The 12,683-nt window shown below is 63.4% G+C and carries 15 protein-coding genes; 5 read left to right on the forward strand and 10 right to left on the reverse strand.

The genetic code is table 11. From position 1 onward, the window contains the following. The first annotated feature begins 52 nt into the window (after nt 1-52). The 5 genes from BJ6T_RS40620 (at nt 53) to BJ6T_RS40640 (ending at nt 5,141) form a co-directional block, all read left to right on the forward strand. The gene (locus tag BJ6T_RS40620; RefSeq protein ID WP_014498327.1) at nt 53-547 is read left to right on the forward strand and encodes a hypothetical protein; all 495 of its coding nucleotides are present in this window, start codon (nt 53-55) and stop codon (nt 545-547) included. Between the two features lie 311 nt (nt 548-858). Continuing rightward, nucleotides 859-1,896: a thermonuclease family protein gene (locus BJ6T_RS40625; RefSeq protein ID WP_014498328.1), complete on the forward strand. Its 1,038-nt coding sequence runs from the start codon at nt 859-861 to the stop codon at nt 1,894-1,896. Between the two features lie 350 nt (nt 1,897-2,246). Further along, nucleotides 2,247-3,779 (forward strand): tyrosinase family protein, encoded by a 1,533-nt coding sequence (locus BJ6T_RS40630; protein WP_028170346.1) that lies wholly within the window; start codon nt 2,247-2,249, stop codon nt 3,777-3,779. Nucleotides 3,780-3,788: 9 nt separating this feature from the next. After that, a complete protein-coding gene (locus BJ6T_RS40635) occupies nt 3,789-4,598 on the forward strand; it encodes a DUF2182 domain-containing protein (protein ID WP_014498330.1) in 810 nt (269 codons plus the stop codon). A gap of 54 nt (nt 4,599-4,652) precedes the next feature. Then, on the forward strand, nt 4,653-5,141 hold the full coding sequence (locus BJ6T_RS40640) for a hypothetical protein (RefSeq protein WP_225895043.1): 489 nt from the start codon (nt 4,653-4,655) through the stop codon (nt 5,139-5,141). Between the two features lie 10 nt (nt 5,142-5,151). Here BJ6T_RS40640 and BJ6T_RS40645 read toward each other — a convergent pair whose 3' ends face one another. From BJ6T_RS40645 to BJ6T_RS40690, 10 genes are all read right to left on the reverse strand, one after another. Then, on the reverse strand, nt 5,152-5,589 hold the full coding sequence (locus tag BJ6T_RS40645; protein ID WP_014498333.1) for a VirK family protein: 438 nt from the start codon (nt 5,587-5,589) through the stop codon (nt 5,152-5,154). Between the two features lie 75 nt (nt 5,590-5,664). Continuing rightward, nucleotides 5,665-5,976: a chorismate mutase gene (locus tag BJ6T_RS40650; protein WP_014498334.1), complete on the reverse strand. Its 312-nt coding sequence runs from the start codon at nt 5,974-5,976 to the stop codon at nt 5,665-5,667. Then, complete coding sequence (gene ureG, locus BJ6T_RS40655; RefSeq protein WP_014498335.1) at nt 5,973-6,659, reverse strand: urease accessory protein UreG; 687 nt, start codon at nt 6,657-6,659, stop codon at nt 5,973-5,975. Before ureG ends, BJ6T_RS40650 begins: the two co-directional genes overlap by 4 nt. After that, nucleotides 6,656-7,354 carry an urease accessory protein UreF gene (locus tag BJ6T_RS40660; RefSeq protein WP_014498336.1) on the reverse strand — a complete coding sequence of 233 codons (699 nt, stop codon included), beginning with the start codon at nt 7,352-7,354 and terminating at the stop codon, nt 6,656-6,658. Before BJ6T_RS40660 ends, ureG begins: the two co-directional genes overlap by 4 nt. Before the next feature lie 23 nt (nt 7,355-7,377). Further along, on the reverse strand, nt 7,378-9,081 hold the full coding sequence (gene ureC / locus BJ6T_RS40665; RefSeq protein WP_014498337.1) for an urease subunit alpha: 1,704 nt from the start codon (nt 9,079-9,081) through the stop codon (nt 7,378-7,380). 12 nt (nt 9,082-9,093) lie between these two features. Beyond that, complete coding sequence (locus BJ6T_RS40670) at nt 9,094-9,432, reverse strand: urease subunit beta (RefSeq protein ID WP_014498338.1); 339 nt, start codon at nt 9,430-9,432, stop codon at nt 9,094-9,096. Beyond that, on the reverse strand, nt 9,429-10,007 hold the full coding sequence (locus BJ6T_RS40675; protein ID WP_028170343.1) for a HupE/UreJ family protein: 579 nt from the start codon (nt 10,005-10,007) through the stop codon (nt 9,429-9,431). Before BJ6T_RS40675 ends, BJ6T_RS40670 begins: the two co-directional genes overlap by 4 nt. Before the next feature lie 6 nt (nt 10,008-10,013). Then, nucleotides 10,014-10,316, reverse strand: coding sequence for an urease subunit gamma (locus tag BJ6T_RS40680; RefSeq protein WP_028148889.1), 303 nt, complete (start codon nt 10,314-10,316; stop codon nt 10,014-10,016). Between the two features lie 26 nt (nt 10,317-10,342). Beyond that, on the reverse strand, nt 10,343-11,134 hold the full coding sequence (locus BJ6T_RS40685) for an urease accessory protein UreD (protein WP_014498341.1): 792 nt from the start codon (nt 11,132-11,134) through the stop codon (nt 10,343-10,345). Between the two features lie 230 nt (nt 11,135-11,364). Next, nucleotides 11,365-12,639 (reverse strand): beta-propeller fold lactonase family protein, encoded by a 1,275-nt coding sequence (locus BJ6T_RS40690; RefSeq protein ID WP_014498342.1) that lies wholly within the window; start codon nt 12,637-12,639, stop codon nt 11,365-11,367. Between the last annotated feature and the right edge of the window lie 44 nt (nt 12,640-12,683).

Genomic DNA, 12,683 nt, shown 5'->3' on the forward strand with positions numbered 1-12,683 from the left:
CGGCCAGTCCCGCTACAGGTTTTGACAAACAGACATATCGAGGAAAGAGGCGATGGCCGGACTGGTATATAGCGGCAAGGCATTTCGAGACTTGATGAACAGCAATTACTTTCCTTTGGCGAATATGAAAAAGAGCGTCGCGAAGCTCAAGGCATCGGACGACATCGACCTTCCGACTTTGGAATACGGCCAGTACCACCTGATTTTGAACCCGGCATCGAATTGGCCGCAGGGAAGCGCCAAGTATTGGCACAAGGAGAAGGGCCGGGCCCGCGTCGACCTCAGCACCCAGCCGAACACGGTCCCCCTGTCCAAGGATGAGCCGGGCGTCATTCCCCTGACCCGATGCGATCTGCTCGATGCCTGTGTCCGGAAATGCTTCAACTCCGAGCCGCCGATTCCGATGAAGACGAAGATCATCACCCACGCGGCAAGCGATGCTTTCGCGCATCGGCACGAGATCCGGCTGGAGTGGGAGTACAAGAAGGGCGAGGACAAGGCTCCGACACTGCTCTATCTGACGATGGTCTGCCCGCACAGGTCCTGATCTCCAGAAACGTTCTGCTTCGTTCAAGAAGTTGCCGTCGCCCGCGCGCTCCAGGCGCGCGGGCGCATGTTTTTGCCGACTGCTCATGCCACTGGCCACTGGCCCACAGTCAGCCCATCCCCCTTTCGAGCGATCCATCACGAGAGCGCCATGGTCCGCATCGGCCGAGAGCCATTGCCGAAGCCGTAACGTGTCGCGCCTGTCCCATCTCTCGTCATGGGCCTGTCGCACGAAAATGATTCGCTGCCCCTCGGAGTGCATGCGAGTTGCCTCTGTGAGGCGATCGTCCTGCGCGATGACAGGAGCGCCCGATGCCCGTTGGACTGCTGGAGATCGTAGGCACCATCGATGTCGGCCAGTTCTGGCCGGAAGGCCGGTCGGACGCCGACACCACCAAGGTGATGGTGAATGTCGCCCCTGACGCGATCCGCTTCCGCAAGAACGACTCGGTGCCGTTCCAGCCGACCCATGTCTTCGAGGACGCCAAGGTCAAGGGCCGGACCGCGACGGCGCCGATCAAGAACGGCAAGCTCACCATTCGCCTTCAGGGCATCGACGCGCCGGAGCTGCATTATCAGCCCTCGCCGCTCTCGGCCGCCGAGAAGAAGGGCCTGAGCGACGCCAAGCGGCAGGCCTATCACGAGGTCACACACCCATACCGGCAGTTTCTTGGCGCGACGACAAGCAAGGCGCTGCATGACTTCCTCAGCAGCGCCGGCGGGCCGACCCTCGCCTGCCGCGTGTTCACCCATGTCGATGCGCCGAACGAGGTGTTCGACACCTATGGCCGGCTGGTCGGCGACATCGAGGTCACGGTCGCCGGCAAGACCATCGACATCAACCACTGGCTGGTCGAGCAGGGCTTTGCCTATCCAACCTTCTACTCTTCGATGAACGACGACGAGATCAAGGCCTTCCTCGCGCTCGCGAAGCCCGCACGCGCGCAGAAGCTGCCGGTCTGGAAGCATCTCGCCAAGACGATTCCCGCCTTCGACTTCGACCTGCGCGAACCCAGGAAGAACGAGACCGACGTGCTCGCGACCGACAAGGGCCCGGTGATCCTGCCAAAACTCTATCGCCGCTACACCAACTGGTCGGCGCGCAAGAAGGCGAAGGTGACGAGCCAGACCTTCCAGAAATTCTTGGGCGAAGGCTCCGGCGGCAAGCCCGACACCTGCTACGAGATCGACGACTTCCTGACCAACGGCGTGCACTCGGCCACGCCGCGCAATTTCGCCGACTTCGTCGAGGGCGGCAAGACGATCAAGTTTCAGCCGGAAGGGCTGGTGTTCGGCGAAGCGCCGTCGAGCCTCGTGGGGGCGGACGGCAAGCCGATCACGGCGTTCTGAGGATGCGCGCGCGGCCGACCGGGATCGACGGCGTTTTGTCGCAGATTGCTGCCGGCCGTGAGCTCGCATCTTCATGCGCCGCTATTCTCCTGTCGTTGCAGGCATTTCCGGCGGCCGACGCCGGCCGATCAAAGACCACTCGCGCTGACGGTTAGAATCCGCCACTACACAACCATAGATTTTTCGTCTATTTTCCTAGTCGCGGCGATTGCAAGCGTCCTCGGCAGAAGTCCGAGTGACCCAGGATGCCGGCTCTCGAGCTGGTGGATGAGAGGAAGATCAATCCGGCGGAGCCGCCTGCCCGTTCTCTCGGCGGGCCGGCGCCGCAGTCAAGCGACAAGGAGAACGGCATGCTGGTTCGACAGAACGTGTGGGAGCTTGGCGGCGACTGGGCAGATCCGATTCTCTGGTACGCGCGCGCGGTTGGCGCGCTGAGACCGAAGCCGCTCAACGATCGGACCAGCTGGCGCTTCTGGGCCGGCATGCACGGCTATCATCAGGGCCTGTGGGAGTTCTACGGCTACAAGGCGGCCGGCGAGCAGGTTCCTGCCCAGGCCGACTTCGACGAGTTCTGGCAACAATGTCAGCACGGCAGCTGGTATTTTCTGCCGTGGCACCGCGGCTATCTGATCGGGTTTGAGAAGCTCGTTCGCTCGACCGTCGTGACGCTCGGTGGGCCGCCTGACTGGACCTTGCCTTACTGGAACTACTTCAAACCCGGTCAGGATGGCTTGCCGCCGGCATTCGGCAGCCCGGACTGGCCGGACGGCACAGGCAACAATCCCCTCTTCATCGAACAGCGGTGGGGACCCGGCGATCCCTCGCAGCCCGGCAAGGTCTTCGTCCCGCTCGATGCCGTGAACCTGGATGCGATGGACGTTCACGAGTTCACCGGCGTGGCAAGTGGCGGCGACCGCGGCTTCGGTGGCATCGACACCGGCTTCGAGCACGGCGGTACCAAGCATGGCGACATCGAAAGTCAACCGCACGATCAGGTTCACGGCCTTGTCGGCGGCGAGAAGATGTTCCCGGAAGCGAGCCCAAGGCCATTGCCGGGGCTGATGTCATCACCGGTGACGGCCGGTCTGGATCCCATCTTCTGGCTGCACCACGCGAATATCGATCGGCTGTGGCAAAGCTGGAGGCAGAGCGATTCCCGAAACACGGATCCGGAAGAAGCCAGTTGGAAGAAGGGACCTGCCAGCCTCGGCCAGCACAAATTTGTCGTTCCTCTCCCCGACGGCTCGCCGTGGGAGTACACGCCGGAACAGATGTCGGACTTTGCCGGGGTGGGCTATACTTACAGCGATTTCTCGCCGGCAGGCGCGCCATTGGGGGCCGTTGCCGGCAGGACGGCGACACCACCCGGAGCGGTCGCGATGGCGAGATCGACTGGAGCAGCAGTTGAGGTGCTTGGCGCCAATGCCCAATCGCTTCCCGTCGCAGGGAAAGGTGCCGAGACCTCCGTGCAACTCGACGCGCGTACGCATTCAAAAGTTGCCGCCAGGCTGGCTGCCGGCCCCGCGCCCGGGGCACGCGCGGAGCAGGTGTTTCTCAATCTGGAGAATGTGCGCGGATATTCCGACGCTACCGTGTTGCAGGTCTATCTGCAGTTTGCGGGGAAGGACGGCGCGCCGTCCTTCGAGCGGCAGGTCGGGAGCATCGGGCTGTTCGGCGTCACCAAGGCGACGGAGAGCGATACCGGGCACGCGGGAGACGGCTTGTCGTACGCGCTGAACATTACCAAGCCCTATTCGGAGTTCGCCGGTTCGGGCAATGCCGATCCCGCAAAGGTCGGCGTTCGCCTCCAGGCCGTCGCGCCGGTGCAGCAGTCGGCCGACGTGAGTGTCGGCCGCATCAGCATCGTCCGACAGGGCGATTGACGGCCGCTGATGACGCCCGCGGCCTACGAGCGTCTGCAAATCCGTATTCCGCTCACCGTCGCGGCTGCCGCCGCGTGGGTGGCCGTCGTGACGTTGTCGGACCAGCGCAGGCTCGTCGCCTTCTGCAGCAGCGATGTCTGGCCGGCACTGTCGCTCGACCAGCTCGCCCTTGCCATGACGTTCTATTCGCCGGCAAGACTCGCCGGCGAATGGATGCTGATGGTCGCGGCGATGATGACGCCGATGCTCGCGGGCGCTGTCGGGCACGTTCGTGCGCGAAGCCTGCCGCGTCGACGCATGCGGTCGATGGCGCTCTTCATGATCGGATATTGCGCCATCTGGGCTGCCTGTGGGATTCCCATCGTCCTGGTCGTGCTGGCGCTGCAACTGATGCAATCATCATCGATCGTCACGATCGCATTGGCGGGATCGCTCGTCCTGGTCTGGCAATTCTCCCCCGGGAAGCAGATCTGCCTGAACCACTGCCACGACCAGCCGCCGCTGGCGGCTTATGGGATCAGGGCCGACCTGGCTGCTCTCGGATATGGCGTCGCCCAGGGTATCTGGTGTTGCGGCGCCTGCTGGGCGCTGATGCTCGTTCCATTGGCGACGCAAGGCGGGCATTTGCCGGCGATGGCCGTGACCAGTGCATTCCTGATCGCCGAGCGCCTGGACAAGCCGCGGCGCCCGGCCTGGGAGGTGCGATGGCCATCGACCGCTGCCAGGCTGCTATGGTTCAGGCTTGTACGGTTCAGGCTTATACGGTTCAGGCTTGGCCTTTGGCGACGCTCGGAGAGCGCCGGAGTGAAAGCAACCTGATCGGTGCCGACGGCAGGAGCGACGACGCGATTTCCGCGGGCGACCGGGCAAACTTTGCCGGCGACACCGCCGAGCCGGCAATTTTTTCAAGCCACCGATGAGCGCGAGCCCGGAAACATCGGTAAATCCAACGAAAGGATCTGGCACGCACGTTGCTTGCCCTTCGCGATCGTCTTTGGGGGGCCGAACATGCAAGTCACGGCAGGAGCATCAATCTTCGGCTACCAGCCTGCGAAGGCCGGCTCATCGACCGGTGCATCGAAGCCGTCGGTGACCGACAATGGTGGGCTTCCGCAAGCCAACGAGGATAGTGCATCGGGCGACAGCAGCGTCGTGCAGGAGTTCCTGAAATACGCGAAGATGAATCCCTTCGATCGTATGCGGGCTGCCATTCTGAAGAGCATGAATCTCAGCGAGGCCGACCTCGCCAACATGACCCCGGACCAGAGAGCGGCGGTGGAGCAGAAGATCCGGGACGCCATCGAAAAGCAGCTGGAGAAGAAGGACAAGCAGCCCGGCAGTCTGGTCGACCAGTCCGCGTAACGACCGCGCGTCACCAGTGGAATGTCGCGCCTTTTCCAATCTCGCAATCGAATGCCGTATCCTTGAGAACGGCGTCATTGACGGCGTCCAGGATCATCGTGCGCGCCTCGATCCTGCCGTTTGGGTGCCCCCTGAACGACAGGAATTCCTTGACCGCCTTGTCCGGTCTCACCGTGAAATGGGTCGTTGCAAAAGCGATCGTCCCGTCAGGCTGGATCATGTATCCGTCAAATCGCATGCTCGCCTTGACCAGAGGTCCCGCCGCGCCCGTGCCGTGAACTTGACAGGCTGAAAGGTCGACGAGCATGCGAAATTCCTTGCCATCGACGATCGCCTTGTTCAGCGCCGCATAGTCGGCGTTTCCGGGGTCGTCCGCGATCGCGGGGTGCGTCCAGAAGCTCGCCACGATCGCCAGAGCGGCGGCGCAGCTGCGCAGATCATTCGACAAATGTGACTCCCAGGGTTGGCGGCTCTCGGCTGGACCTCGTTTCGCCGGAGCAGGCGTGCGATGACATTGGTTGCCCTAGCCGGCTCCCGACTCGAACTTCACCGCCTCATGATTGGTGATGACTTCTCGAACGACCAGGGCATGCAGCTTCCGGGTGAAATCCGGATCGAGCCCGCTCTGTGCGGCGAGCATGCGAAGCCGCTTCAATTGCGCCGCTTCACGCCTGGGATCCCGGGACTCCAGTCCATGTCTGGCCTTGAGCTCCCCGATCGCATCGGTACAGCGAAAGCGTTCTGCGAGCAGGTGCACCATCGCCGCATCCAGATTGTCGATGCTGCGGCGCAGCCTGGCGAGATCGCTGGCAAACTCCTGGTCATCATCCGTCATCGATCGGCACCTCCGGGCAGCGCCGCGGCGGACAATCCGCCCTTCTGCAGAATGAAACCCGCGATCTCATCGACACCCTGGCCACTCTTCAGATTGGAGAAGATGAACGGTCGCGCGCCTCGCATCCGCCGCGCGTCCGCTTCCATGATCTCCAGGTTCGCGCCCACCATGGGAGCCAGATCGATCTTGTTGATCACCAGCAGATCGGATCGCATGATCCCCGGCCCTCCCTTGCGCGGGATCTTCTCTCCTGCGGCGACGTCGATCACGTAGACGGTCAGGTCCGCAAGCTCCGGGCTGAAGGTGGCGGCGAGGTTGTCGCCGCCCGACTCGACGAAGCAAAGCTCCGCGTCCGGAAACTTCAGGTTCATGTCGTGGATCGCGGCCAGGTTCATCGAGGCGTCCTCCCGTATGGCCGTATGCGGACAGCCACCCGTCTCCACCCCCATGATGCGCTCTGCCGCCAATGCCTGCGCGCGGGTCAGAATGAGCTGATCCTCCTTGGTGTAGATGTCGTTGGTGATGACGTAGATCTCGTAGAAGTCGCGCAGGTGCTTGCACAGCGCCTCCACCAGCGCCGTCCCGGAACCGACGGGACCGCCGATGCCGACGCGCAACGGCCCGTTGGTCGCCGCAATGCCGGGTCTGCGGAGAGACCTGCTCTCGCGTTCAATCGTCTTCATGACCGAAACAACCTCGTATACTGGAGCTCATGTGCGATGGACGCGAGCTCGACCATCAGGCCCGCCGAACCGAGATCGTCGACCGTCTCGCGGCTTGCGATTTCACTGCGCGACAGGATCGGCAGCTCGAGCGCCGCGATGGCGAGCTGACCATCGGTCTGACCGAGAGGCACCAATCGCACCCCCGCGCTCACCAGATTGGCGACATAGCTGTGCAGGAACGCCGGCAGCGCGATGTCGACGGCAATCCGCTCGCGCGCCGCTCGCGCTCCGAGCAGGACGGCCAGCACCGGCGGACATTTCGGATCCGAGAACATGTCCAGAATTCGATCCGGCCAGACACTGCGAAGGGTGGTAAGGCACGCAGACGATTGCTGAGCGGATTCGAGCACGAATTCGGATGTGCCGCGGGAAGCGGCTGCGAGTTCGGCCAGCTCCGGGAGCTGGTCCTCGGCGCCCTCGGCCACACATCGGTAGGCTTCGCTGAAGAAGATGGCTTCGTTTCGGCCGGAGCCGTAGCAAAGGTCGGCCTCGAGCCAATCGATCAGGCTGCGCCGATCGGAGACATAGCCGGCCTCCACGGCCCACTCCAGCCCGTGCGAGTAGCTGTAGGCCCCGTTCGGGAACGACGGCGAGAGCCAGCTCTGCAGCCTCAGGAACGCCAGCGCCGTTTGTCCATAACTCTGGTCTGTCATCGCACCACCATGCCGGCAACGCGTCAGTACATGAAATAGCGCTGCGCCATCGGGACCACATTCACCGGCGGACACGTGAGGAGCCGTCCGTCGGCCCGCACCTCGTAGGTCTCGGGATCGACCTCCATGCGAGGCAGCGCGTCGTTGAGGATCATGGAATGCTTGCCGATCGATCGCGTGTTCGAGACCGGCAGGAGTTGCTTGGCCAGGCCCAGCTGTCTCGTCGTTTCGAGCGAGGCCTGACTGACGAAGGTCACCGAATTTCTTCCGGGAGAACGGCCGAAGGCACCGAACATCGGCCGGTAATATTCCGGCTGAGGCGTCGGTATCGATGCATTGGGGTCGCCCATGATCGCGGCGACGATCATGCCGGACTTCAAGACCATGTCGGGCTTGATCCCGAAGAACGCCGGATCCCAGACGACGATGTCCGCGAGCTTTCCGACCTCGAGCGAACCGACATGGCCTGACATTCCCTGCACGATGGCCGGATTGATCGTGTATTTCGCGACGTAGCGCCGCGCCCTGTAATTGTCGTTCTGCCCGGTCTCCTCCGGCAACCGCCCGAACTGCTTCTTCATCTTGTCGGCGGTCTGCCACGTCCGGGTGATCACCTCGCCGACGCGCCCCATCGCCTGGCTATCCGACGACACGATCGAGAACGCGCCGAGATCGTGCAGGATGTCCTCCGCGGCGATCGTCTCCTTCCGTATGCGGCTCTCCGCGAAGGCGACATCCTCCGGAATGCGCCGGTCCAGATGGTGGGTCACCATCAGCATGTCGAGCGCTTCGTCGAGCGTGTTCGCGGTGTAGGGGCGCGTGGGGTTTGTCGAGGCTGGAATGACGTTGCTCTCGCCGCAGACCTTGATGATGTCAGGCGCATGCCCGCCGCCGGCCCCTTCGGTGTGAGCCGCATGGATCGTCCTGCCCTTGAACGCGGCGATCGTGCGCTCGACGAACCCGCCTTCGTTCAGGGAATCGGTGTGGATCATGACCTGCACGTCCATGTCGTCGGCGACAGAGAGACAGCAGTCGATCGATGCGGGCGTTGCACCCCAATCTTCGTGCAGCTTCAGGCCACATGCGCCGGCTTCGATCTGCTCGACCAGGCCCGCAGGGACGCTCGCATTGCCCTTGCCGAAAATGCCGAAGTTCATCGGGAATCCATCCAGCGCCTCGAGCATCCGATGGATGTGCCATGGCCCCGGCGTACAGGTCGTCGCCGTCGTTCCGGCGGCAGGTCCGGTGCCGCCACCCATCATGGTCGTGACGCCCGAGAAAAGCGCCTCGTCGATCTGCTGCGGGCAGATGAAATGAATGTGCGTATCCATTCCGCCGGCGGTGATGATCTTGCCCTCGCCCGCGATGATTTCCGTCCCCGGCCCGATGATGATCGAGACACCCGGCTGTGTGTCGGGATTGCCCGCCTTGCCGATGGCGGCAATGAGCCCGTCCCTGATCGCGATGTCGGCCTTGACGATTCCCCAGTGATCGAGGATCAGCGCGTTGGTAATGACGGTATCGACCGCTCCCTGCGCGCGCGTGAGCTGCGATTGTCCCATGCCGTCGCGAATGACCTTGCCGCCGCCGAACTTGACCTCCTCGCCATAAATCGTGAGGTCCCTCTCGGGCTCGATGAACAGGTCGGTGTCCGCCAGGCGCACCCTGTCGCCGACCGTGGGGCCGAACATCTGCGCATAGGCCGCGCGGCTCATCGTGTGGGACATGTCTTCCTCACCTTATTCGTTGGCGCCGGACGCACCGGTCCCTGATTCCAGAGGTCCCATCACGCCGCCGCTGAAACCGTAGATGCGCCGCGCTCCGGCAAACGGGATCAGCGAGACCTCGCGCGACTGGCCCGGCTCGAACCGCACGGCCGTCCCGGCCGGGATATCGAGGCGGCATCCACGAGCGGCTGAGCGATCGAACACGAGTGCGGCGTTCACTTCGGCAAAGTGATAATGGCTGCCCACCTGGACCGGCCGGTCGCCGGTGTTGGCTACGGCAATCGATGGTCCGGTCCTGTCCCCGTTCAGGACGACGTCGCCGTCAGCCGGAATGACCTCCCCCGGAATCATGCCACGCCTCCGAGCAGCAGCAGCCCGACAAGCCCGGCGCATACGCCCGCCGCGCGAAGCAAACTTCTTCTGGCCGCGTTTCCTCCTGAAAACCCGATGACCATGCCGGTCAGGAGAAGAGTGGCGGTCGCCGTCGTGAAGCCGATCACGTAGGGAACGAGCATCGAGGCGGCTTCAGTTCCGTGAGCGTGACCATGGAAGAACGCGAACAGGCCGACGGCCGCCGCGCCCAGCATGACGGGCATCCTGAATTCGAACGCAACGAACGCTCCCAGCGCCACCACCGAGAGGCTGATCGCCGCCTCCACAAAGCCCATCTGAAGTCCGGCGCTTGCCGCGGCGAAGCCGCCCAGCATCGCGATCAGAAAGGTCAGCGGCCACACCGCTCTCGCGGATCCGCCCACGAGCGCGCTCCACGTTCCCACCAAGGTGATCGCAATCAGATGATCGGCACGGCTGAACGGATGGACGAGGCCGGCGTCGAACGAACTGCCCGCGCCCGGAATGGGATGAGCGAGCGCCGGCGCGGCAAGCAGACTCAACGCGGCGACGCAAATCGGAATGATGCGCATCATCAGCTCCTATCGGATCGGGTTGTGCACCGGGACAAGCTTGGTCCCGTCCGGAAACGTTGCCTCCACCTGAATCTCGCGGATCATTTCCGGGATGCCCTCCATGACCTGGTCGCGGCGCAGCAGCCGGCCGCCCTCGGACATCAGATCCGCGACCGATCGCCCGTCGCGGGCGCCTTCCATGATGGCATCCGAAATCAGCGCGATGCTCTCGGGGTAATTCAGCTTGACGCCGCGCGCGAGCCGGCCGCGCGCAACGATCGCGGCGAGGGCGATCATCAGCTTGTCTCGTTCCCGTGGCGTCAGATTCAAGATGCTCCTCCCACTTGGCCGCGCTGCTAACAGGACCACATCTTCGGCACTCCGAAGAGACCGGATCCGAGCTCATGGTTGAGTTGATCGAGGAAGCGGCGCAGACCTCGCCTGAGATCCACGCTCGCAATCGCGGCGACCCGGACCACGATGATCGCGCCCACGATCGTGACGCCGCACGCGCATTCCAGCGACGCACCGATCTCGCGCAATCTCTCGAGCCGGGCCTCGAGACCCGGACCGAAATAGATCATGGTCGCGATCGCCTTCCAGTTCGAGAGCAGCGCCGTCTTCCGAAGCTGCAGGAGCGCCTGGTCGGAGGCGAGGAAACCATCTGCCCATACCAGGCGGCCGTCGACCCTGACGCGCCAACTGTCCAGGATATGTCCGGCGAGAACCTCCTCGCCGCTCTCGATGCGGCCGAGAACCAGCCACTCGAGGGCGATCAATTCGGCGCCCGAGCTCAGATCGATCTCGGTCTGCCGCGCGATGCGCGCCTGGTTGAAGACGATCGTCTCTTGCGGAAGCCACGCAAGCCGGGCATTTCCCTCAGCCCTTAGCCGCGTCCGGATTCGGGCAGGCCGATCCAGCGCCCGATAGACCTTCTCCGCGGCCTGCGTGGTCACCGCGACCGACGCATTGCCTTGAGCGACCACCTCGATCCTGATCTCGTCGCCGCCTGCGACGCCGCCCGAGGTATTGATGAGGACCGCCTCCTTGCGCCGACGATCATCGACATTCGGGAAGGCAACGGCCATCGGAAACTTCTGATAGACGTCGATGATCTCCGTGCCGTTCGCGGCGCCGGAGAACACCACGCGAGCTTCCCCGACGGCGCGCTGCAGATCGAATTTTCCGTGGCGCCCTGCCCTTCTCCCGGATGGCCGGGATGAGTCGCGGATGGACCGCGAGAGCGCTCGTGAATTGCCTCAAACATCCGTCTCGGGGCTCATGATTGACCGTGTGTGTCTCGCATGCCGGCGAGGGAGAGGCCGGACGCGGAGCGGCAATGCCGGCCACGCCCGGACCTCGTGTCACGAAACCGGGATCAGAAACCCGCAAGACCCTGGGAGCCGTTGTACGGGATCTTGACGCTGCCGATCTCCTTCAGCGAACCGTCCGGCTGGGTGCCGTAGCTGACCAGCTTCGAGGCGTTGCCATAGATCTGATAGAGATAGGCGCCGTCGGGCGAGATCCAGCTATCGCTGGGACCGCTCGTGACGGTTCCGTTCAATCCCCTCGCGGTGCCGTCGCCGGGGACCTTCGGACACGCCGGATCGCACGCAATCTCCAGACCGCTGCCATTGATGCGGTAGCTGCTGATGTTGCTGTAGCCGAAGTTCGTCGCGTAGATCGTGCGATCATCGGGCGCGATGGCCAGCCAGCACAGCTCGGACGGCAGGCCCGCGCTGGTGTCGATCTTGACGAGCGGGCCGATCTTGATCGAGCCGTTCTTCTCGATGGTGCAGATGGAGCATCCGTCGCCGACGGCATAGCCGATCACGAACGTATTCGGACGCTGATTCAGGAACGCGATGTAGAACGGAGAACCGCCCTTCGCATCGTAGAACCTGGCCGTGCCGAGAGAGCCGTCCTTTTGCAGAGCGAACACGGCGAGGCCGTCCGGATCCGGTGCATTCGACGCGATCGAGTGCAACGCGCCGCCGGCGCGCTGGACCCAGAGAATCGGCGAGCCGTCGGGATACAAGCCGGTGAGCGCGATCGGCTCATCGAAAGTGGTGCCTACAAGCACAAGCTCCTCGTTGGGCGAGACCACGACCATGGTGGAGACGCGGTTCCGCTTGCTGTACGTGTTCACCGTGTATCGCTCGGGCCGCGTCTTGAGCATGCCCTCGGCATCGACCGACATCAGCCGAAGATGATCCGGTCCGAACGCGTGCAGCACGAAGAGGGTGCGCGTCGACGGAGCGAAAGCCAGCGATTTGGCCGTGCCGCTCCTGCCCTCGACCGGGTTACCGGTCGACTTCACGTCGAGCAGCGTGAGACGACCGTCGCTCTCCAGGCGGAAGCTCGAAACGGAATTGTCGCCGCCATTGGTTGCAAACAAGAAGCGCCGATCGGATGTAATGATGACGCTTCCCGCACCCTCGTAGGAGTTGGGCGCGCTTTCCTGGCCGCTGATCGGCTTGAATTCACCGGAGCCGGCGCCGCCCGTCTTGATACGCGCGACCTCGGCCAGCTTGCCGTCCGCCTGCCGCTTGTAGTGAATAATGGCGTTATCGATCTCGTTGGTCTGGATATAGAGATGGCCGGTCTGCCCCTTCGACATTCCCATCTCGCTCGTCGTCGCCTCTTTAGCCATCTCTCGCTCCTTTGATGATTGGCTTTGGTAAATCGAATGACTTT

The sequence above is a fragment of the Bradyrhizobium japonicum USDA 6 genome (genome assembly GCF_000284375.1).
GTDB classification, from domain to species: domain Bacteria; phylum Pseudomonadota; class Alphaproteobacteria; order Rhizobiales; family Xanthobacteraceae; genus Bradyrhizobium; species Bradyrhizobium japonicum.